Origin of the sequence: Ktedonobacter robiniae (assembly GCF_016587375.1) — a bacterium.
GTDB lineage: Bacteria > Chloroflexota > Ktedonobacteria > Ktedonobacterales > Ktedonobacteraceae > Ktedonobacter > Ktedonobacter robiniae.
On record NZ_BNJG01000002.1, the window covers coordinates 737,769 to 759,112 of the forward strand.

Consider the following 21,344-nt stretch of genomic DNA (forward strand, 5'->3'; position numbering starts at 1 on the left):
AAAACAGGACACAAAAGAGATCACGGAGCGCCTCTTCACCGTCTTCTCCCTGCTCTGCATATGTGATCATGTGCAAACAGACGGCTTCGCAATTACTGAACGCAACGACAGACCATGTAGGGCAACCACATCATTTCACACAAAGAAGAGTGTACCTGCGATGGGGAAACGACCAGGGCTCCTCTATGAAGCGCAACAGAGATTTGACGGCTTAATGGCGTTGGGGCAAAGCCGCGCGCATGCCAAAGCCCGAGCCCGTCTCCTGGGAACCTATCACTGGCCGTTTTCTGATGGGAAGATTCACGCCTATACCACACGGATAACGTACCAGAACATCGTGATGCGCTTTTTGTGCTGGTGCCGCGCAACCTATGGGACGAAACGCCTGCACGAGATCGACCAACGTGCAGATACGCTCGTCTCTGCCTATCTGCACCTGCATGTGCAGGAGGGCTACAGTCCCTGGACACTTGCAACCACGCGCAGCGCCTTGCGCCTCTTCTTTAGCTCCCCTTCCCTTGCCAGCGAAGTCGCATTACCGGCACGTCGCCGAGAGGCCATTCGTCGCTCCCGTACCCCTTTTTCGCATCAGAAACGGCCTCGCCACATGTCCGCTGAAGACTGGCAGGATCTCCTCGCCTTTCTTGGCGCAACCGGCTTACGGCGGCATGAAGCGCGAGCGCTGCGGGTTGGTCAGATCGAGAGACAGCCAGATGGACAGGTGGTGCTTGCCCACGTCCACGGCAAAGGGGGCAAAATACGACAGGTTCCGGTCCTTCCAGAGCAAGAAACCACGGTGCTCCGCCTGGTCAAGGGACGACGGGGCGAGGAGAAGGTCTTTCCTCGCCTCCCGAAGCACCTCGATATCCATGCCTATCGCCGACAGCATGCCCAGGCACTCTACCAATCCCTTTCTGGTCGTCCTCTCCCTCCGTCACAGGGGCGACTCCCCCTTGGCATTCTTGATGAGGAAGCCGTCCTGGTCGTGTCACGGGCACTCGGGCATAACCGTCGAGACGTGGTTCTGACCTCCTACCTGCGCTAAGCAGACACCATCACCCAGGAACAGCGCTGTTCCTGTATATATAAATTCGCGTTTTCTTCGTACTCACTGGCTCATCTGCCTGCACGGACAGGCGGGTGAGCCAGTTTTTTCATGTCTTTTTTGAAGGCACAAGAAGGAGCATTTCCTATGCGTCGAGAAGATACCCGCTACCGCTTTCTGCTTAAAGAAATAGAGGCCTTCACTGGCCTCTACAAAACCACGGCCCGGGACTGGTTCGTGGAGTTTACCAGCGACCCATCCAACGTGACAGACCAGGAACACGGGTACCGACACGTCTTTCCTGGTCAGGCCCTTGCACGTATCGACGGCTTTGACACGATCAAAGGACTCTTCCAGCCCTTTGAACCGCTCCCTCAACCCACGCACTTCTTTCTGCCCTACCGCGACACGGTCCTGACTCCGTTCAATGACGAGATGGAACAGCACCTCGTCGAATGGTGGCGGCAAACGTGGCGACGCCACCATCTCGATTTTGCCCATATTCCGCCAACGCTACCGACACGTCCCAGGGCACTCATCCCCTGTGAATTTCGCACCTGGCGCTATACCGATCAATTCCTGGTCAGGATCGAAGGTGGGGTGAGAACACGCCGATGTCAGGTGAGCACCTGTTGCACAGGCTACGTTATCTGGAGCCTTCCGCTCCCGCCCGCCCCATTGCGTCTGCTTCCTCCCCTGCTCCTGCCACGACTCCATCGGCTGGCGCCCCTCACCGACTGGCGACAACTGGAACACCTCCCTCCCGCAGTACATCGCGCCCTCGCCAAACGCCTGGCCCAACTGATCACTTTTTACACGGAGCGCCCCCTTCAGATCACCCCACTGCCATTGCCCTCGCACACACCGCCCTGCCGGGGCATCCCACAACAACAGACCATGCAGAGAGCCACTATCCATGACTAGTCATTCCCTTCCCCGTTGCCGCAGCCCTCCATCGCGCCTCGCTCTCAAGATCAACGTCTCACCAACAACGCACGTATAGAAAGGACACCATACCGTTATGTCTGAAACCCACCATGACACACATGCACCTTTTGACGCCGACTACAAGGACCAGTCCTACCGGTACCTCCCACTAGGTGGTCGCATCCTTGATCGCGAACACATGATCACCCTCATCGATCATCGCTCCCGCCTGCTTGCACCGGGGATAGAGGTCGTGTTCGCAAGCGAACGCCTGGCACCCCTTTTGATTCAGGACCCAACCGACCAGGAGGTCCTGCTCGACTGGTATCTCCACGCGCGTCCCTCGATTTCTCGACCGTTTCTCCAGCTCGGCACCCACCTGCTCTCACGAGCACACATCTGCGAACTGCTGGAAAGTGCCATTGAGGGCGACAATACCCTCCTCCTGCGCTATAACTCACTACCAGATCCACTTATGGGAGATACCTCAACCTCCTCTATCCAGACCCTGGAACTGCGAGGACAGACCGCCGATGCGGTCCGCCACTGGCTCACGGCGCAGACAGAGGTCATTGTACCGCTGAAACCGGTTGCCAGCCTGCCTTCCACGGCCCTGGGGTTCATGCAGGAGTCTCCCTCTTGTCCACATTGCGAAAGCTGGCTCACACCCCATGTGGATCAGCAAACACAGCGCACCCTGACCCTGGTCTGCCCGCTCTGTCAGTACACTGACGGCCCCTTTACCCGCAACGATGTCCACGCCCCTTCAACCAACACACCGAAGAAAGGATAAACACACCCTATGAACACACAGCAACAACGTTCCCCTCACCTCTCGCTTATACCTTCCGTCACGGAGACAGCCTCAGCGCCGGCTGAGCACACGAACCGGAGAGAAGCAGGATTGGAAGAGGACGCAGACCTCGTGCTCCTGCTTGAGGCCCTCGCCAGCCCCATCCAGTTTCGTTTGCTCCGCTTGCTCGCACAAGAAGGCGGCAACCTGTGTGTGAGTGAACTGGTCGAGCGAATCCCACGCAGCCAGCCCGTCGTCTCACACCATTTGCGGCTCTTACTGTTTGCCAGGCTGATTGGAGTGAAACAACAGGGAACGCATAACTACTACTACATCTTGCCCGACAAGCTCAAGGAGATACGCGAGGCTCTGGTCTCCGTTGAACACCTGCTGCAGCAGAGGCATGAGGATCAACTTTAAACAAAAAGAACCTCTTCAGGGACACAGTCTGTAACATCACCCCTGAAGAGGCACTGAGTGAAGAGGGAGCGGGATTTCCTCCAACGCGCTCTCTCCTCTGAGCATACCTCACGATCTCCCAGGCATGCAACATTCTCTCCATTGTTTTCTGATGACGACAGCCTCCTCCATGCATAGTGAGAGGCTGTCGTCCTTTGTCTGAAAGGAAATGTATATGACACATATCAACCCACCACGCTTTGATTACCAGCAAGCCATCGAGCAAGCACGTGCCCTCCTGGAAGAAGAGCAACAGGCAAGCCCTGTGCCCTCAGGTCTCTCTCACAAAGCGCGAACACAGAGACGCGAACAACTCGGGCGACTGCTCATGCAGATCCAGATCCGCATGCAGCAGGAGATTGGTCACTTGCGTTACGCTCTGCATACCCTGCCACCACTGCCACCCTTGCAGGAGATCCACTGGGCACAGGAGATGCTGACACGTCCCGATCTGGCCGTGTTCCACCTCACCACCGCCGGGCTCACCGATGATGCCGAGATTATTGCCGTCACACTGGTTAATCACACAGGCATGCCCATTAAGCATCTTGTCATTCGCCCAACGGAACCCATCTCGTTCGCGCGCTGCGAAGCATTTGGTCTGACGGTGGCTCAACTGGCTTCGGCGCCACTCCTTACCGAAGTATGGGAACGCCTTACCCAGGCTTGCCATGATCGCTTCTTGCTCACGTTCCAGCGCGACTATGACCTGGCGCGGCTAGAAGCTGCCGCTAAGCGTTTGCAGCTTCCACCTCTCTCCATACAAATGGACGATCTACGCGCTCACACTCGCGCCTATTTCGGCGAACTCGGGCTGCGTCTCTCAGATCTGTGCGCGCGATGTGGGGTCACGCTCCCATCCACGCCTGATCCCCTCCAATGCGCCCAGGCCTTCTATGGCGTGCTCTGCGCCATGGCTCGTGCAGGCGAGGACTAACCATCACCCCAAAGACCAGCCAGGGGGAGCGAAACAGCACCACTCTCCCTCTGGCACAGCACCATCAGACAACATGCTTCAGTAAGAAAGGACTTTGGTTACATCATGCTCACATTTTCATCACCAACACCCACCCTTGCCTCAGAGGTTGGATACGCATTGCGCCAGATCCTCACCCTGCATCCAACCCACCCGCTCACCGAGGTCTTCTCCTCCGTGAGCGAGGAGGGGACCGTCGAACGCACACGCCTCTCTGAGCACATGACCACCTGGTCTGCCCACCTGAGACGCCCTCTGTCCAACCCACGCATCTTCCTGAACAAAGAGCGCACCCAAGCCTGCTTTTACAACGCGGGACGGCCTATGCCCTCCTTGGAGCCCCTGAGCAGGCACGGCAGGATCTGCATGCGCTCCTACAACGCGGTGGAACGACAACGAGGCGACGGGAAGGACTCGCCTGCCTCGTGCTTGCAATCCTCGCCACGGAACAGGAACGCTACCCGGATGCGCTCCCGCTCCGGAAACAGGCGCGGGCCTGGCTCCACCCACAGGAATACGACCGCTTAGCGTTCACCTGGTACTTTGCGAAGGTCCTCGTGCAGCTCAACCACCTGCGCAAGGCCTACCGGGTCCTCACCGAGGTCCTCTCCCCCACCACTCCTGATCCACGCCTGCCACGACAGGAGGAACGGGCTGAGGCCTATGTCGAACTCTTCGCGCAGCGTGGCGGGGTATGCTCTCTCTTACAGTACCATCAACAAGCCATCGAGGATCTCAACGCCGCGATTGAACTGCATCCCACGTGCGCTCGCTTCTTCTCCATTCGCGGGTTACTCCACGCCAAACAGCAGCACTGGCAGGCGGCCTATCATGACCTCTGGCGAGCATTACACGAGATGCCAGAAGACCAGGCACTGGCCGATTGCCTCTTCGTCGTCATGCAACGCTTGGGCACACAGTTTGCAGTCTCCACTACGACACCTGCTAGGCGAGGGACGAGGCATGCATAACCGCCCATCTACTACGTTCACTCGTCAACTCCAGGAGCTGCGTGCATCGCTGCCTCCAGAGGCACCTGATCCCCTGATCGATCCGCCACCTGACGCGTTCCTCCACCTGTGGGAGTGTGCCAAAGTCGCGGGGATAGGGATGCGCGACCTTCTGGTGGTACGTCAGCCACTGGATTTCCGCGCTGCGGGAGCCTATTCTCTCGAGGATCATGACATCTGGGTTTGGTATGCCCCTGACGCGCCAGATGAGCAGGCCCTGCGACCCCTGTTACACGAACTGGCACATGCTCAATGTCCTCCTCAACTGCCCTATGCGTCCTTCGAAGAGGAGTGGGAGGAAGAGAGGGCAACCTGGAAACGGGCCATTGCCCTGGCCCACGCGTGGGAGATGGGGCATCTCTTCTCGGAGGAGATCGTTGCAGGGCTCCTGGAAGAGGTGGAGGCGTGTTTGCAGCAGCGCCTCGCCGCCTCTGCCATTCTTGGGAGTACCGATACCGAGCGGACAGAGCGTGCCCTCAAGCAACTCTGGCTCGAAGCCAATGTACGGGGATGGGCGGGTGAGTTGCTCCATGATGTGCTCACAGGGGCCAACACTGACCCTGGTTTGCTCATGGAGGTGCTCACCTTTGATCGCTGCATGCTGCATGCCTGCTGGGAACTGGTGCATGAGCTCGAGGACGATCCTGATCCTGACATACTCTTTGGTCCCCTCTCTCGCCTGGGAGATGGTTTCCTTCTGGTCAAAGCAGTAGAGATGCTCCAGCGGACCCTCGCCTCCTGTGCCCGCCACGAAGAGGCGCTGCGCACCCGTCTCGCCACGCGGTCCTGGCAGATGGTGACGTTGGGAACGATGTCCTATGAGCGAAGTCGCCAGGTAATCCAGGATGAGGCCTCGCTGCAAGAAGCCATTGCCCTGGTCAACCAGCTTTGCTTCGAGGCCCATGGCTATGCTCTGCGGATGAACTGGCAGTGTTTTGACGAACTGTTCTCAAAGCAAAATCAGGTAGCACACCCGGCAAGGCTCTACTGTCTCCATCTCTTCTTCACTCCCTGGACAGAGGTGCTGACCGAGATCACACCTTGGATAGACCCGGAGATGCTCCCAGACTGTCAGAAACGTCTCCCCAGGACCGTCTGGTTCCTGTTTCCCAGAGGGGTAGATACCATGCTGCTTGAGGTCGCGTGGCAACTCTTCCTGCTGTCCTGGATCAGGTGTGCTGAGATCAGCTATGGAGGCTCGCTCTCCACTCCGGTGAATCCTCTCCAAGATAGGAGAGAGGCTCAGCGGGCACCTTCTCCAGAGGACAGCGAAAGCGGTAATGGGAGCACGATGGGAGGGACGGTGTGACGATGTTGGATCAACGTCAATTCGATGCGCTCTCTACCTGGCTTCAAGAACCCCAGCAGTGCCATGCCAGGCCGACCAAGACTGGATGGCGCTACAAGTGTAACCACACCTTTGAGCATACAGCCATCTGGCTGAGGGCGTCAGGGTCTGAATGTCGAAAGCCACCTGGCGCAGCTCAGAGCGCTAGGGATCACCTGTGATTGTGGCATCCTCTCGACGCTCATTGACTGGCCCACCACCTAGCCAAGTTTCTCTGTTTCATTTCATCCCCTCTTCCTTACAAAGAGATGAGAACACTAGTTCGGTTCTGTTTTCCGGGGGAGCCCAAGCCTCAATAAAGGATGGAAGTTCGTTTCGTGGCACTACAAGCTGCATGATGGTGTCGGCCAATCGCCGATTCTGAATAATTGCAATGGTAGTCGTTGGAAAGAGAGGGACACGAGCGACTCTCACATCATCAACACGACAGCCCTTTGTGCCCCCAGCGCATGTGTACCTATCATTCCATACCTCAAATCGTCTACTTGATGACCCTGACTTCGCAGGAACTCAGTGGCTGAATGGGGAATGATCACCTCTCGAAAGATATCCCCCTCAAAGACGAGTACCGAGTTGGTGCCCACCGAACAGATCTCGACTCCCTCTGGCAGGCACTGCCAAGTCGTACCAACCAAACATACATGCTTAGGATCATTGATCACCGCATCCGCAGTATCAACGAGAATCTGGGGTGTCGAAACACGGTGAGGAGAAGAGGCAAAACCGATCGCCTCAATGACACGATGGGCAAACGTCATCCCAGTGCGCCGAGCCTCCGTGAAATCCTCATCATGTTTTCCAACTATCGCGCGGGTGAGAATACCACAGCCACCGATACTGAGAGCGACCCATACAGTAGGTCGACATTCCAGGATCATCTTTTCAACGAATTCTAATGGTCGAGGGAGATCCCTTCTCATTGTTGTTCCTCCTCAGGAGATACTTTATACATCATCGATAGCTGCAGACACTTTTCAATGTCGCGCTTTTTTTCTACAGCAGCAAACGTTGCAGGGGTAAAACTTAGCAAAAATGCTAACAAAGAGTCTGATAGCTTCCCTCCTCACTGGCTTTTTGCATCTCTCTTTCTTTCGTCTGCTTGACTCTTTGTTGTTACTATGTTATTTTGTTACCAATGTAATATAGTAACATCCCCTGAAAGAGAGAAATATGATGGGTCAGGTTGAAGAAACTGCCAATCCGCATGGACAGACTATTCCCGTTGAGCGGGTGCAAATTGGCGCGCGCATGGAAAAGAATCTGGTCAAAGTGCTCAAAGCTCTTGCAGAATATTTTGACATCTCGCTTGGCGATTTGCTTGAAGGGATAGCTTTACATGCTTTCGAGCAAAAACATCCCTTTAGCGAGGAAACCCTCAAACGCATTGCCCAGCTCAAGGAGGTTTATGAGATGGACTATGATGCCAGTGCCAGCCATCGATTTATCGAACAGACCACACGCAAAGAGCCATCCTGAATGATCTCCTCGTTCATCTTCTACTCACTATTCGCTTCTCGTTCTTGTAAAACGGTGTCTTAAAAGGATGATACTGCTATGTCGACTTTTGTTGCCTTGCATGTCACACGATCTCATGTGATTCATCTGCCTGCTGCCCTCCACCAGGTATTTCCGCTGTTTGAACCACTCGGTGAAAAGCACTGGGCAGCAGGTTGGGACCCTGAAATGCTCTATCCCCCCTCTGGAGTGGCTTCGGTCGGTACCATCTTCACGACGCACCATGCCAACGAACCAGCCAAGATCTGGACCATTATCGCCTATGAGAGAGAACAGGCTCATGTGACCTATTTCAACATCTTGCCCGGGTCTCATACGAGTTGGATTGATGTTCGGTGTGAATCTGCTGGGACGCAGGCGAGCATTGCGCATATCACCTACACCTTGACGGCACTCACCCCGCAGGGGAATACCTATCTCGCTGCGTTTACTCAGGAGTATTACCAGACCTGGATCGCATCCTGGCAAACGGCAATCTCTCATTACTTGCTTCACGGGCAGATGTTTTCTCATGAAGAGGAGTGAGGCATGTCTCGCATCAAACGTTCTCCGGCAATAGTTCTTGCCCATCGCCTTGAGCCTGAGCACCATCACTGCCGGATCTGTGGAAAAGCCGCATGGGTTGCCTACCAAACGAAGCGGACGCTGACACGATTGGATGGTACCTATCAGACCTCGCCACGGATAGTTTACAGATCCGGGCAGTAACGATGACCAATGGGCCTCTGAAGCCATTTCAGAGCACGAACAGCCACCAACTCACACGAGGTTTGACTATGGCAAGTATCCCTTGCTACCAAAATTGACCCTCAACAGAAGGCGGGATAGAAAGGTTGAGCGAGAGGAAGATGGGGCCAGCGGAGACGGAGGGCCTGACTCACATCGGTGAACCAGCCAGCGAGGGACTGCAAGCTGCGGGACTGTTGCGAACAGGTCACGGTGGTGGCGATCGTGTCCAGGAGTTGTCCTCGCCGTGAGAACCCCATTGGTTGGGGCTCGTCGGTCTTTTCCAACTTGGGCAGTCGGGTGACACGCACAATCGTCCAGGCCGCACACGCCGCTGTTAACCCCTGGGTGTACCTTATGGGGTCGAGTACCTCGGGGCAGGAGCGAACCACCTGCTTCTTGTAGGCGTCTTCAGCCCTTTGGACAATCTCTTCAGGCACATGCGACCAGCATGGACAGGCTGGAAAGGGGAAACGGAGAGCGGCAACGTCGAGCAACGCGTGGCGAAAGCACGCATGCTCAAAGTCGAGAAACCGGAGACCGCCATCGGATAATCGGCAGTTCGCTGGGCTGGTGTCTCCATTGGAGAAAGTAAGAAAAGGGCCAGGCTCAGCCAGGACACGAAGGATCTCATCGACATCTTTCTCAACATCAACAGCAGGAGGTAAGTAGGGACGGGAGGCAGTGATCTCTTGGAGTCGTCGAAATGCCCCACGAATGTCAATGCCAAGGATGCTGAGCCGATCGAAAGCAGGATCAACCGGCCCGAATCTGCTCCTCAAGTGATAGTACGACGCTGCATGGTCAACGGTCGTTGCATGCATCCGCCCCAGCGCTGTAGCAAAGGCGATAAGCCCTTGCTCAGCCCTCCAAGCATCATGACCCACGAGCAGATCTTCCAGGGCTGGACCAGTCCCAAGATCTTCCAGAATGAGAATCCCCTCCTCATAGTCAGCAGCAAGCAGGCGTGGCCCAGCAGCACTCTCGATCCTGGTTAAGAAGTCCAAAGCCACAGCCTCGTTGTGGAAGCGCTCTGGCTCGCTGCGGAAATGTCTCGCCGGATGGCGGGCTTTGACGATTACCGAAGCAGGCAGGGTGGTGGTCTCGGCTGCGATGGCGCATCGGGCCACCCAGGGCCAAGGGGACATCCCGAACCTGGCCGACCAGCCCTCTGTGATGGGCTCTGTCTTCACAATGCGGACGAGCGTTCCAGCAGATGTGCTCAACAGGTGCGTGACCCGTTGGAGGAGGGTGTCTGAAAGGCTCATGGCTTACTCCTCCTCGTCGCATGTGGCTTTCGCGTCTTCCAACAGGGACAACTGGATCGGCTTCGGCTGGACCGTGCGTTTCCTGCGGGGCGCGTAGTCTGGAAGCCGTTTGGCAAGCTGCCAAAGGGTGCCGTCTAATTCCCAGAACTGTCCCTGCAAGGAACGGTAGGGTGTTTCAAACCGTCTGGCTTCTGGGATGCTTTTGAAATGTTTCTGATCTGGCTGGTAGCGCACGATATATTAGGCAAGTGGTGTCTCTCGGTATTCCACGGTAAGCGCATCCCCATGAAGCCAAATCACCGCCGGATAGCGGGCCAGCGTTCCCTCTCCATACAGCTTCCAGCGCCGAAAATGGACGTAGCCGAGCCGATCCAAGCGCCGAAGATGTCTGGTCGCATAGAAAATACGGTGCAATTGCTCTGGGGTACGCAGCTTCCCGGTTTCCTGACCCAAGACTTCCGCAGGACTCAGGCGGTGATCATCCCGCTTGCGATGCGCCCAATGTGGCTGCTGGTTGTAATCGGTGACAAAGCGCTCATGGGCCAACTTCGCTCCCTGCCAACTCGTCACTTGCTCAAAATGCACCTGACTCATCCGTCTCATCACGTTGAAATGAGTTTCGACCAGATTTTCCCAGCTTTGACGGGCATGGATGTATTTCTTCTCGATATCCAGAGCTTCACATATGGCCAGCAATTGCTTCGCTCGAAAGACGCCGCCGTTATCGATGATAAGTTTTTTCGGTGCGCCAAACCGCTCGATCGCCGCATACAACACAATCAACACACAGGAGAGATCATGACTCCACCGACTACTATGGATGCTCCGTCGTCTGGTCTGATTTTCAGGCTCTTTCGCCATAGCGTCAGGTCGCCGTTGACCCGATGCGTTCAGACTCGCACGATCCCCGTTTAGGTACGTAGCCAGCTACTCTTGACGTAGGTGATCCTTTCGAGTCGTTTTCCTGGGATCCAGGTCGTGTTCCCCGCGTAGACACAAGACCATCGGATAATCGGTTCCTGTTCATAATCGGTTCCTGTTCAGGGAAGAGTGGGTGTCACTCCCGTTCCCACCCGTCAAAGTTGATGCCACTGGACTCTCGATTTGAAGCAGTGTAGCTTTCACCCTATCAAGATTGCTCTGAGAGACCCGCTTGCCTGGGAGAGCCGTCGTTTTCCCTTGCTCCATCGCGCTATGGTCCCCCTTTGCCTTTCGGCTCTGGAGTAAGATGGTGAGCACATTCTTCGTCTACAAGAATGAGGATTGCTCCCGCTGTATTACGTACCCTGTTACGGGCGCGCCTCCGAAACTTACCCAGATATGGACATGCCATTCGGCAAATGGATCGCCGGCACCTGGCTCAAGAGCGGGGAACATCCCGCGCCCCGGCAGAGAAGGACCCCTGCACCTCCTTTCACGAAGGGGTTTCGTCTTTCTGCATTAGTGAGACACTCTGCGTGTTTCCAAATCATGAATCACTTCGGCCCATCGTGCTTTGGCGTGTCCAAGCATAGGAAACAGGTGTCCTTTCCCACCTGGTGATTGCAACGCCTCAGCCTGATCGAGCACGTGCCAGAGCTCGGCTTCACGCTCCTCTTGAGAGGTAACATGCTCCGGTTCACAGAGGAGGCTCGTTGCTAAGCGAAGATGGAGAGTGAGTGGCTCTTCATTGAAGGCTGAACCAGGGAAGGTAGCGATGTCCCACTCCTCCAGCAGATAGTGCGCAAGCTCCTGGCTGGTCTTGATTCCTCGTTGCAGGAGAGCGGTTTTCCATGGGGAGAAGTCCGGATAGAGATAGAAGCCTCCTGCTGGGCGTGGGCAAGGAATGCCAAGTTGCGTGAGCGCGTCATAAAGCTGACGGGCGACATACCCGTGAACAAGTGCCGAGCATTGGACATAGTGCTCAACTGATGAATTGGGTAGGAAGGCGGCAAGAGCCGCTTCTTGGATTGGTGTAGCGGCCGCAGACCAGATTTCACTCGCCAGGGAGCGTAGAGCTGACATAGCCTTGTTGCCCGCGGTCGTCGAAGGCAGTGCTGCATATCCAAGCCGCCATCCTCCAGCCGAAAAGGCTTTAGAGAGCCCTCCGGTCACAATACAGCCTTCAGGGTAGAAACGAGCAGGTGAGATGTGTTCGCGCCATCCGTGAGCCAACTCAGCATAAATCTCGTCACTAATAAGAGTAACCCCTGCTTCGCGTGCCCAGCGTGCGAGGGCTTCCACGTCAGTAAGGTCAAACATGCTTCCGGTTGGATTACTTGGCGTGTTCACAAGCAAAATGCGTGGGTCGGCTCCGTCCTGTCGCGCCTGGGTCATCGCCTGCGAAAGGACTTGTGGCGTCAGACGATGATGATCATCTGGCTCGGTCTGTACTCCGATCACGCGCCGATTCCCGAGATGGGCTATTGGAGCATAGCTGACCCATGAAGGAATCGGCAGCAGAATGTCGCCTTCGAGGATCTGCACAAGTGCAAAGAGCAATGCTTTGCTTCCTGGACCGACCACGATCTGATCAGCACAATATGACACCTCACGTGTGCGTGTGAGGTACGCAGCGATGGCCTGACGCAGTGCAGGTATCCCAAACACAGGGGCATAGCTTGTGCTCGTTGCAGCTTCAGCCAGGGCCGCTTTCAGTAGGGGATGCAGCGGGAATGCGGCTTCGCCAAAGCCGAGATGGATCGTCTCACGACCCGCCGCACGCCGTTTCACCACCGCCTCGTTCATAGCAAGGGTGGCGGAGGTGGAAAGGGTTTGCGCTGGAGAGGTGAGGCTGAGCAGCGTATCTACTGGAGTTCCATCTGCATGTGCCTCTCTCTCGTGGGTGGTACTCATTATCGTCTCCTTTGTTTGCTCTCATTGTTCTCAAAAATGGGAGAAACTTCTCTCTGCTTGACAAAAGAGTCATTTCCTCGGTGATTTGCTTGTATATACTCAGTATAGAAGGAAAATATGCAATAATACAGGAGAAATGATAAATATTTCTTCGTGATAAGCAAGAAATGTAAAAGAAAAGAGTTTTATGACCTTACAACATGACGATTCCCTCCTCGATGACATTGGATGGAAGCTCCTCCAAGCGTTGCAAGAAAACGCCCGACAATCCTTCAGAGAACTAGGACAACGCGTTGGACTCTCCGCACCAGCCGTGATTGAGCGCGTCCGCAAAATGGAGGGAGCGGGAATTCTTGTTGGTTACAGGGCTGAGATTGACCTGGCAAGGGTCGGTCTGTCAATCATAGCTTTCATACGAATAAGCACCCCGAGAGAGCGAAGCGGGTATGTTGGGAGACAATTACAGGACATTCCCGAAGTCCTCGAATGCCATCGTGTAGCAGGTGAAGATTCCTTCCTGATGAAAGTGGCTGTTTCCTCAATGAACCATCTGGAGAGGCTCATCGACCATCTCGCCCAGTATGGTCAGTCTACGACATCTATTGTCCTCTCTTCCCCGGTGACCAGCCGCATCGTGGAAGCAGAGAAAGACTGAATATGCCTTTGTGAGGTTTCATCGTATTGATGGGAGATGTGTTCTGCTCTCGGAACATGCCTAAAGGGGTCCGGTCAACAGCGTCATCAGTTTTCTCCAGGTGGGAGTTGTGAACAGTGGTCGCGCACGGAGCCACAACGGCTATCATGGCTTCGGGTAGGCCACCGTGAGAAACCCTTCGCAACAATACCCTTTACAGATAGGCTCTCGCCAGGATCTGGCCATCACACACAGCGGAGTACAGCACCGCGCTCTTTCAGAGGTGCGTTTTCATCATGAAGACCGTCTTCACCTTTCTTCATGAAAAGCGTGTTCCACAATCCCTGGCAGATCCCTGGTCAGCGCCCCTGCCTCAAACACATCAACAGGCCCAGGGGTCCAGAAGTACTGAATCATCAGGTGCCCCGTCGGATCACCCTGGAACAATTCATACATGTCCGCCTGCCACACGGCAGGTACGCGCGCAAGAAATACACACAGACCACACAGACACACCATCACCCACCTTCCAGTGTCCCCACAAAGACACTCCGCGAAAGGAGCAGAAGCGACATGAAAAGACGATCTCTGCTTGGACTCCTGGCACTCGTTCTCCTCCTCCAAATACTCATCCTGGGAAGCTTCTGGGCGACCATGAACATAATGGCAAACCAGAATGCCCACCCGCGCGCGAAGACAAGCCAGGATACGCACCCCCGCGCGACTATTCCTCCTCCCACGCCCACAAGCACCATGGACGCAGCGAACGCCTTCGCCCGCGCAGGCCATACCCGTCAGGATGCCACCGCTACCACGACCTCCCAGACGTATGACTCGCGTCCTTGCGCCCAGCACCCATCACCTGAACACTGCAATGGCGTCCTCCCACTTATCCCTCACGTCCCACTGAACAATCGGGAGCATGGCAGCGGCTCTTGCTTCGATCAGCAGATCGCGATCATGGAGGATCAGCAAATTTCTAAATCAAGGAAATTGATGGGACTCTCAAAAAACACGCGAATCGTCGTCAAGGCTTGCTCTTCAGCTACCTCATAGCTGAAGGTCTCAGGCATATTGCCCAGAGCCGCGCACCCCACACAAAGAGGGGTCACCCGCAGCCCTGTCCTTCCCAATTGGCGCCGAGGGAGCAAGGTTATCCGTGTCATAGAGTCTCTCCTGTTGGCGCAAACGCTATTACTCCTTTAAGCAAGTTACTCTTACTATCAAACCAATGGAGAAAGGATTCCAGGGCCGTATCTGACGTAGTTCGATGCGTGATCCAGGGGGCAATATCTATACGTCCACTCTCAAGATGATCGATTACACGACGAAAGTCCGTGGAGTTCGCATTGCGACTGCTCAGCAACGTGAGTTCGCGGCGGTGAAAATCAGGATCATGAAAGCTGACATCCCCCTGAAAGAGACCCACAAAGATCAGGCGTCCCGCGTAACCAACATAGGAAAACGCAGCATGCATAGAGTGTGGATTTCCAGTGGCATCGAAGACTACCGGCGGGAGATCATCCCCAACCTCGTGTTGCAGAAGAGCCAATGCATCACCATGAGCATGCAGGCAGGCGATGTGAGGCCATAGTCGTTGACAAAATGCTAGCCTTGGCTCGCTTATATCCATAACCGTCACCTGAGCACCGGCAAGCAGCGCGAACTGCGTGACTGCCAGACCAATTGGTCCCGCTCCTACGACAAGCACGCGCTCATGTGGGGTCAGTTGAGCGCGACTCACCGCATGCGCACCTATTGCCAGGGGTTCAACGAGGGCGAGTTGTTCCGAAGAAAGGCTGGTCGATGGGTGGAGTTTTGAGGTTGGAATATGCACAAATTCGCGCATACCTCCATCGATATGCACTCCAAATACCTTGAGATTGAGACAACAGTTTGGTTTACCGCGCACGCAGGCAGGGCAAGTTCCGCAATCGAAATACGGTTCAACTGCGCAAAGCGTACCAACCGCCAGCGACGGATCTGCAGACTCAGTCGCGATCACCTCTACGCTCAATTCATGGCCAAGGATACGCGGATAGGTAAAGAACGGTTGCTCTCCCCGAAAGGCATGCAGGTCCGTTCCACAGATGCCTACATGGCGAACCCGCACAAGGGCAGTACCGGGGTCGGGTGCTGACGGTGCTTCTTGCTCAAGAAGACGGAATTGACCGGGTTTCTCTAAAAGAATAGCTTTCATAGTCTCTCTTTTTGTGGCTCCTTCAAGTGTGTAGTCTGCCATACTTCATGTGAATGCTTGCCCGCTACGCGGGCGGGGAAGGAAGAAGCCAGGACACAGCCCTGGAAACCAGTCAAGGGGCTACCGCCCCTTGCATCCCCGCCCCTCATATCATTTCTTTGGAGAGATCTTGAGCACAAAGGCCTGTTCACAGGGCTTTGTAGAGGACATCTCAATGGTCAGCCCATCTGTATCATGCCTCCACTGGACCTCCTCTTTCTGCCCCAGCAGTGCTACTTTCTCTATCTGCTGACCGAACACATTGCTGTCAGTTGCCAGCGACTTGATGGTCACACGACCATTTTCCGGCCAGGCTAGAACGGTCGCATACAGCAATTCGCCACGAATCGTAAAACGAATATCCTGGCTGGTAAAGCTAGCCCGGTGAGTGTCCGTAAAGCTTCCATCCTCGATGCGAGTTGGTCCCTCGCCAAAGATCTTCCAGGGACGTGTGCCATAGATCGCCTCACCATTCACGCTCAACCAGCGTCCAATCTCTAGCAACATCGCTTCCTCTGCCTCAGGGATCGTTCCATCGGGGCGCGGGCCAATGTTGAGGAGCAAGGCCCCATTCTTGCTCACAATATCGACCAGGTCACCAATAACGGCTTCAACTGTTTTATATTCCTGATTCTTGACGTAGCCCCAGGAGTTCTTGGAAAGCGAGGTATCCGTCTGCCAGAAACGGGGGCGGATATCAGAGAATTGCCCCCGCTCAATATCAAACACAGCAGCCTCTTCGGGAAATGCCTGGTGCTTATAGTTGATAGCGACGCCTCGCCGCCACTGTGCCGCTTGATTGTAGTAATAGGCCGCGAATTGCTGTAAGTATGGGCTGAACGCCGGCTGCTCAATCCACCAGTCAAACCAGACGATCTGTGGTTGATATTTATCCACAAGCTCACACGTTCGAGCCAGCCAGTCGTCAAGGAATTCCTCATTTGGAGGGAGTGTTTCGGGTTGGGCTGGACCATACAAGCCAATAGAGCGAGGGTCTTGCACATCGGAGTCAAAGGCCATGCCACCATTGAAGAACCACCAGTGTTCAGCGCGATGACTGGAGAGGCCAAAGACCAGCCACTGTTTACGTACAGCCTCGGCCAGTTCTCCAATGATGTCACGCCTTGGCCCCATCCTGGTCGCATTCCATTCGGAGAAACTGCAATCATAGAGCGCGAAACCATCGTGATGCTCAGCCACAGGAACGACAAACTGTGCCCCGGCCTGCCTGAACAGATTCGCCCAGGCGTCAGGATCAAACTTATCCGCGCTAAACTGAGCAATGAGGTCCTTGTAGCCAGATTGCTTCTGTGAACCGTACGTCTCCAGGTGATGCTTGAACTCGGGCGAATCTTGCAGATACATGTTCCGTGGATACCATTCATTCCCAAAGCCGGGAACAGCATAGGCACCCCAATGAATAAAAATACCAAACTTGGCATCTTCATACCAGGAAGGGATGCTATACCCCTTGAGCGATTCCCAGTTAGCGGCGAATGGACCGACGTTGATGCTCTGCTGAATGGCTTTGGTTGCTTCAGTGCGATACATAGACGCTCTCCTCTTCTCACTAGTCTATATGAAACACGTCCTTCATACTGGCCCACCAACTTTTCCCCCCGCTCTCCTCTACAGGCTCTTGCATGGGATCGGTAAGAGACCACCATTTCTGTGTCATGGGATCCTCTGCCATTTTCTTCATGTCCGCAGGAAAATCATCCCCTACATACTCAAAGTAGGCAAAGAGCCATGTTTTGTAGCGAAAAATGGTATAGTTACGCATGTTGCAGGCATGAATGGTCGCTAACACCTCGGGCCAGACCGACGCATGCATGCACTCGTAGTCTGCTATACGATCAGACTTTACTCGAATGACTTGCCCATAACGGCGCATCAGTTATATCTCCTTCTAAGCGGCTAGCGATCCATGCCAGTCAATGCTACGCCACGAATAAAGTATCTCTGCGCGAAAAAGAAGGTAATCACAATTGGTAGAATGGAAAGCACCGAAACCGCCATCAACTGGTTATAGGCCGTCAGAGATTGACCGTAGAACAGATTGAGGCCAATTGCCAACGTATAGTTATCGGTCGAACGCAAGTAGATCAACGGCGCTAAGAGGTTATTCCAGTTTCCGACAAAGGCAATGATCGCCACCGCCCCCAGGGCTGGCTTAGACAGCGGCAGAATAATCTTCGTCAGGATCTGGAAGTGCGTAGCACCCTCGATGCGTGCCGCCTCGTCCATCTCTCGTGGCAGGCTGAGGAACGATTGCCGCAGCAGGAAAATCGAGAAAGGATATCCAAGCCAGGGAGGTATGATCAACGTCCACAGTGTGTTGATCAGGTGAACCTTACTGTACAAGAGGAAAATGGGAACAATCGTGACCTCTATCGGGATCATCATGGTAGCGAGCATGAGCATAAATGCGAACCGACTTCCGCGCGCGCGTAGGCGAGCAAAAGCATACGCTGGAAGCGCGCATGATACCAGATTGCCGATGATCGCAGCCACCGTTACCAGGACCGTATTCGTTAAAAAGCGCGTGAAGGGTAATGCCATCCACCCATCAAAATAGTTGTGCCATTGCACACTCGAGGGGAGAAGCCGGGGTGGAAAAACAAAGACCTCCTGCGAAGGCTTGAGTGACGTCGAGATCATCCACAGGAATGGCGAGAGAAAGGCCAGTGAGCAGACAACCAGTACGATGTAGATCGACAAACGACGCACGTGACCACGGGATCTAGTCGGCTGGACCTGTTTCCCCTGCTCCGACAGAACCTCTGCCAAAGGGGTCGGGCGTGAGATGCTGACTTTCATAAGCTACCTACTTTCGTACTCCCCCTTCATAATAGACCCAGCGCCCAGCCAGAGCAAACTGAATGAAGGTAATGATAATGATCAAGACAAAGAGAATCCACGCGAGTGCCGAGGCATAGCCCATATTGAAGTACTGGAATGCCTGGCGATAGATGTAGAGTCCATAGACCAGCGAGGCATTAGCAGGCCCTCCATTGGTCATCACCAGGATCAGCACAAAGGCTTGCAACGATGTAATGAAGCCAGTCACCAGGTTGAAGAAGATGACTGGTGACATCATAGGGACCGTCACATTCCAGAATTTTGACCAGTGACCCGCCCCATCAATCGAAGCCGCCTCATACATATAGGATGGAATGCTCTGTAAACCTGCCAGGTAGATGACCATGGTATTGCCAGCACCCCAGGCACTCATAATGATCAAAGCAGGAATCGTCCAGTCTTCAGAGTAGAGCCATCCAGGCCCCTGAATACCAAACAGGCCTAGCAGGTAGTTGACCATCCCGAAATCAGGGTGCAGGATGTTAATCCACAACAGAGCAGTTGCAATTCCAGAAACGACCGAAGGCAGATAGAATACGGTACGAAAAACCGAAATCCCCTTCACCTTCTGATTTAAGAGCAGGGCCAGGGCAAAGGATACGACAACGGTGAGCAAGACGCTCCCGATACCAAAGTACAAGGTATTTCTGAGCGTCAGGTAGAACAGCGGATCCTGAAACAACTGCACATAGTTCTGCAGGCCAATCCACTGTGGATTCGAGAGCAGCGACCAGTTCGTAAGGCTAATCACGCCCGAGGCGATAATAGGACCGCCTCCAAAAAGGATGAAGCCAATGATCCATGGCAAAATGAAGAGATAAAACTGCCTCTCTTCACGCAACTCCACCTTGCTAAGCTTCCTCCTACGCGCATGGCTCGCTGCTTGCCCGGTACGCCTCATAAAGAGTTGCATAATCTGTTCTCCTCTTTACTTTGCATATCCATACAGATGAGTGAACTGATAGAACAACAGCCGCTCATCTGTATGTCAGGAATTGTTAGCGCAAGCCAGCATTTTGTGCCAGTAAGGGGTCGATCTGCTGCTTCACCTGCTTCAACCCATCGGCAACGCCTAATTGTCCATTCACGACGCGGTCCCAGATTGGCTGTGCGGCATTCACGACCTTTGGCGTGGCAGGCAGGTAGAGCACTTCGTTCGACCCGTAGTTATTGAGGGCATCAAGGATATTTTTCGCCCCTGAAGGCGCGAAGGAGGATTTGAGATAGGAATCCCAGGCCGAAGAGCGTGCGGGACTGCCTCGTCCCGTCATACCCCACATAAACTGCTGCCCTACTGAAGAGAGATACTCGTTCAGATAGATCCAGGCCGCATCATTATGCTGGCCGCTCTTACTGATCAGGTATCCGCTGCCCTCGGCAGAGGTTGATTGCGCTTTCGGTCCCTTTGGACAGGGTGCGATATCCCATTTGAAGCTGGCATTTTGGCGCAGGCCAGGGGTGATCCAGGAGCCATTGTAGGCCATAGCGGCTCTACCAGCAGTAAACTCGTCGGTTTGTTGCTGCTGCATTGCCTGTTGTTCAGCCAGACCGGGTGCAGCATTATGCTTGAGTTGGATTTCCATCCACCACTGCATGGCCTCAATCGCTTCAGGCTGATCGATGAGAGACTTTGTTTGATCCTCATTGACATACCGAGCGCCAAAGGGGAACAGGAAGGGAGGTGCGATGTTAGCAGAAGCCGGGGTGGGCAGGGAGGCCAGGCCATAGATTCTGTTGTGGGAGTCACCACTCGTGAGCTTGATAGCAGCTTGCTTGAGGGTGTCAAGAGTCCAACTGGCATCTGGATACTTCATCCCTGCTTTATCAAATAGGTCTTTGTTGTAGAAAAGCACAACGGGACCGCAGTCATAGGCAACGGCGTACAATTGCCCTTTTTGCTTGTAGAAACCCATCGATGGTTTGGTGAAGTCAGCCATATTGAAGTCGGGCTGCTTCGCGATGTAGGTGTTGAGCGAGAGAGGAATACCCTGGGTGATGAACTGCTGAATCCAGCTATAGTGGGTGTACATGATATCAGGCAAGGTCCCTCCTGCTGCCTGAGCCAGGTACTTCTGCAGGTAGTTATTCCAGGGGGTATTCTCGGCATTGATCGTAATATTCGGGTGGCGTTTGGTGAAGAGTTGATCGAACTGCTGTTGACGAGCCATGAAGGTAGCATCCCAGGCATGAGAAACACTCAATTGTACCGGGGAAGTGGGTTCAGGAACCGCCGTCTTAGGCCACTGAAGTCCATCGGCATCACGGATAGAGTAAATGGAATTGGTGTTGCCCGCCTGCTTTCCCTGCTGGGTTTGTGGCCTGACATCACCGCATGCAACGAGCACGCCTGAGAGGCTAAGCGCGCCAGCAACTTTGACGAAATCGCGCCGACTATAGCCACGTTCCGCGAACTTTTGCTCCAGTTCGCGCATCCAGGTCTCCACACTCCTTTGTTGGTCCATCTGTTGTTTCCTCCATGAAAAGGCCAGCCATTGGCCCTCTGGTGTCATACTTCTCCCTACACCATCGACTTATGAACGATGGCCCGGGACAGCTACTACGCCCTTATAGGAAACCACTTCCCTGCCTTCAGGGAATATGTCACCATTGTTGGAGATGGCCATTACGAGAAAACGCTTTCTCAACAAGAGTAAACTACACTCATGGATTTGTCAAGCTTTCAACTGTTCTGCCGTAAAAGCTTCAG

The 21,344-nt window shown here is 54.5% G+C and carries 23 protein-coding genes; 12 read left to right on the top strand and 11 right to left on the bottom strand.

Going from position 1 to position 21,344, the window contains the following annotated elements:
• The first annotated feature begins 160 nt into the window (after window positions 1–160).
• From JMJ04_RS23805 to JMJ04_RS23835, 7 genes are all read left to right on the top strand, one after another.
• Window positions 161–1,045: an integrase gene (locus JMJ04_RS23805; protein ID WP_201372919.1), complete on the top strand. Its 885-nt coding sequence runs from the start codon at window positions 161–163 to the stop codon at window positions 1,043–1,045.
• Window positions 1,046–1,192: 147 nt separating this feature from the next.
• Window positions 1,193–1,969, top strand: coding sequence for a hypothetical protein (locus JMJ04_RS23810; RefSeq protein WP_201372920.1), 777 nt, complete (start codon window positions 1,193–1,195; stop codon window positions 1,967–1,969).
• Window positions 1,970–2,066: 97 nt separating this feature from the next.
• Entirely contained in the window at window positions 2,067–2,765 is a 699-nt protein-coding gene (locus tag JMJ04_RS23815; protein WP_201372921.1) for a hypothetical protein, read from the top strand.
• A 9-nt stretch (window positions 2,766–2,774) separates the two neighbouring features.
• Window positions 2,775–3,185, top strand: coding sequence for an ArsR/SmtB family transcription factor (locus JMJ04_RS23820; protein ID WP_201372922.1), 411 nt, complete (start codon window positions 2,775–2,777; stop codon window positions 3,183–3,185).
• 214 nt (window positions 3,186–3,399) lie between these two features.
• Window positions 3,400–4,161 (top strand): 3'-5' exonuclease, encoded by a 762-nt coding sequence (locus tag JMJ04_RS23825; protein WP_201372923.1) that lies wholly within the window; start codon window positions 3,400–3,402, stop codon window positions 4,159–4,161.
• Window positions 4,162–4,625: 464 nt separating this feature from the next.
• Window positions 4,626–5,171, top strand: coding sequence for a tetratricopeptide repeat protein (locus JMJ04_RS46820; RefSeq protein WP_236038355.1), 546 nt, complete (start codon window positions 4,626–4,628; stop codon window positions 5,169–5,171).
• The gene (locus JMJ04_RS23835; protein ID WP_201372924.1) at window positions 5,164–6,519 is read left to right on the top strand and encodes a hypothetical protein; all 1,356 of its coding nucleotides are present in this window, start codon (window positions 5,164–5,166) and stop codon (window positions 6,517–6,519) included. Before JMJ04_RS46820 ends, JMJ04_RS23835 begins: the two co-directional genes overlap by 8 nt.
• Window positions 6,520–6,968: 449 nt before the next feature.
• On the opposite strand, the gene JMJ04_RS23840 is transcribed toward JMJ04_RS23835, so the two are convergent.
• Window positions 6,969–7,478, bottom strand: a complete 510-nt coding sequence (locus JMJ04_RS23840) for a hypothetical protein (protein ID WP_201372925.1) — start codon at window positions 7,476–7,478, stop codon at window positions 6,969–6,971.
• A 253-nt stretch (window positions 7,479–7,731) separates the two neighbouring features.
• On the opposite strand from JMJ04_RS23840, the gene JMJ04_RS23845 reads away from it, so the two are divergent.
• From JMJ04_RS23845 to JMJ04_RS23855, 3 genes are all read left to right on the top strand, one after another.
• Entirely contained in the window at window positions 7,732–8,034 is a 303-nt protein-coding gene (locus JMJ04_RS23845) for a hypothetical protein (protein ID WP_201374478.1), read from the top strand.
• Window positions 8,035–8,112: 78 nt separating this feature from the next.
• Window positions 8,113–8,598, top strand: a complete 486-nt coding sequence (locus JMJ04_RS23850) for a hypothetical protein (protein WP_201372926.1) — start codon at window positions 8,113–8,115, stop codon at window positions 8,596–8,598.
• A gap of 3 nt (window positions 8,599–8,601) precedes the next feature.
• Window positions 8,602–8,781, top strand: a complete 180-nt coding sequence (locus JMJ04_RS23855; protein ID WP_201372927.1) for a hypothetical protein — start codon at window positions 8,602–8,604, stop codon at window positions 8,779–8,781.
• Between the two features lie 101 nt (window positions 8,782–8,882).
• Here JMJ04_RS23855 and JMJ04_RS23860 read toward each other — a convergent pair whose 3' ends face one another.
• The 3 genes from JMJ04_RS23860 to JMJ04_RS23870 all read right to left on the bottom strand — a co-directional run bounded on the left by JMJ04_RS23860 (window position 8,883) and on the right by JMJ04_RS23870 (window position 12,902).
• The gene (locus JMJ04_RS23860; RefSeq protein WP_201372928.1) at window positions 8,883–10,067 is read right to left on the bottom strand and encodes a hypothetical protein; all 1,185 of its coding nucleotides are present in this window, start codon (window positions 10,065–10,067) and stop codon (window positions 8,883–8,885) included.
• A gap of 240 nt (window positions 10,068–10,307) precedes the next feature.
• Window positions 10,308–10,928, bottom strand: a complete 621-nt coding sequence (locus JMJ04_RS23865; RefSeq protein WP_201372929.1) for a hypothetical protein — start codon at window positions 10,926–10,928, stop codon at window positions 10,308–10,310.
• Between the two features lie 579 nt (window positions 10,929–11,507).
• A complete protein-coding gene (locus tag JMJ04_RS23870) occupies window positions 11,508–12,902 on the bottom strand; it encodes a pyridoxal phosphate-dependent aminotransferase (RefSeq protein WP_201372930.1) in 1,395 nt (464 codons plus the stop codon).
• 187 nt (window positions 12,903–13,089) lie between these two features.
• Between JMJ04_RS23870 and JMJ04_RS23875 the strand changes: the two genes are divergently transcribed.
• Window positions 13,090–13,557, top strand: coding sequence for an Lrp/AsnC family transcriptional regulator (locus JMJ04_RS23875; protein ID WP_201372931.1), 468 nt, complete (start codon window positions 13,090–13,092; stop codon window positions 13,555–13,557).
• A 288-nt stretch (window positions 13,558–13,845) separates the two neighbouring features.
• On the opposite strand, the gene JMJ04_RS23880 is transcribed toward JMJ04_RS23875, so the two are convergent.
• Window positions 13,846–13,992, bottom strand: coding sequence for a hypothetical protein (locus JMJ04_RS23880; protein ID WP_201372932.1), 147 nt, complete (start codon window positions 13,990–13,992; stop codon window positions 13,846–13,848).
• 117 nt (window positions 13,993–14,109) lie between these two features.
• Between JMJ04_RS23880 and JMJ04_RS23885 the strand changes: the two genes are divergently transcribed.
• Window positions 14,110–14,592 (top strand): hypothetical protein, encoded by a 483-nt coding sequence (locus JMJ04_RS23885; protein ID WP_201372933.1) that lies wholly within the window; start codon window positions 14,110–14,112, stop codon window positions 14,590–14,592.
• Window positions 14,593–14,698: 106 nt separating this feature from the next.
• Here the strand turns inward: JMJ04_RS23885 and JMJ04_RS23890 are convergent, their stop codons facing one another.
• From JMJ04_RS23890 to JMJ04_RS23915, 6 genes are all read right to left on the bottom strand, one after another.
• Window positions 14,699–15,736, bottom strand: coding sequence for a zinc-binding alcohol dehydrogenase family protein (locus tag JMJ04_RS23890; RefSeq protein ID WP_201372934.1), 1,038 nt, complete (start codon window positions 15,734–15,736; stop codon window positions 14,699–14,701).
• A 150-nt stretch (window positions 15,737–15,886) separates the two neighbouring features.
• On the bottom strand, window positions 15,887–17,326 hold the full coding sequence (locus tag JMJ04_RS23895; RefSeq protein ID WP_201372935.1) for an alpha-L-fucosidase: 1,440 nt from the start codon (window positions 17,324–17,326) through the stop codon (window positions 15,887–15,889).
• A gap of 19 nt (window positions 17,327–17,345) precedes the next feature.
• Window positions 17,346–17,669, bottom strand: a complete 324-nt coding sequence (locus tag JMJ04_RS23900) for an L-rhamnose mutarotase (protein ID WP_201372936.1) — start codon at window positions 17,667–17,669, stop codon at window positions 17,346–17,348.
• Between the two features lie 23 nt (window positions 17,670–17,692).
• Window positions 17,693–18,595: a carbohydrate ABC transporter permease gene (locus JMJ04_RS23905; protein WP_201372937.1), complete on the bottom strand. Its 903-nt coding sequence runs from the start codon at window positions 18,593–18,595 to the stop codon at window positions 17,693–17,695.
• 7 nt (window positions 18,596–18,602) lie between these two features.
• Window positions 18,603–19,550, bottom strand: coding sequence for a carbohydrate ABC transporter permease (locus JMJ04_RS23910; RefSeq protein ID WP_201372938.1), 948 nt, complete (start codon window positions 19,548–19,550; stop codon window positions 18,603–18,605).
• An 85-nt stretch (window positions 19,551–19,635) separates the two neighbouring features.
• A complete protein-coding gene (locus tag JMJ04_RS23915; protein ID WP_201372939.1) occupies window positions 19,636–21,099 on the bottom strand; it encodes an ABC transporter substrate-binding protein in 1,464 nt (487 codons plus the stop codon).
• Window positions 21,100–21,344: the final 245 nt, after the last annotated feature.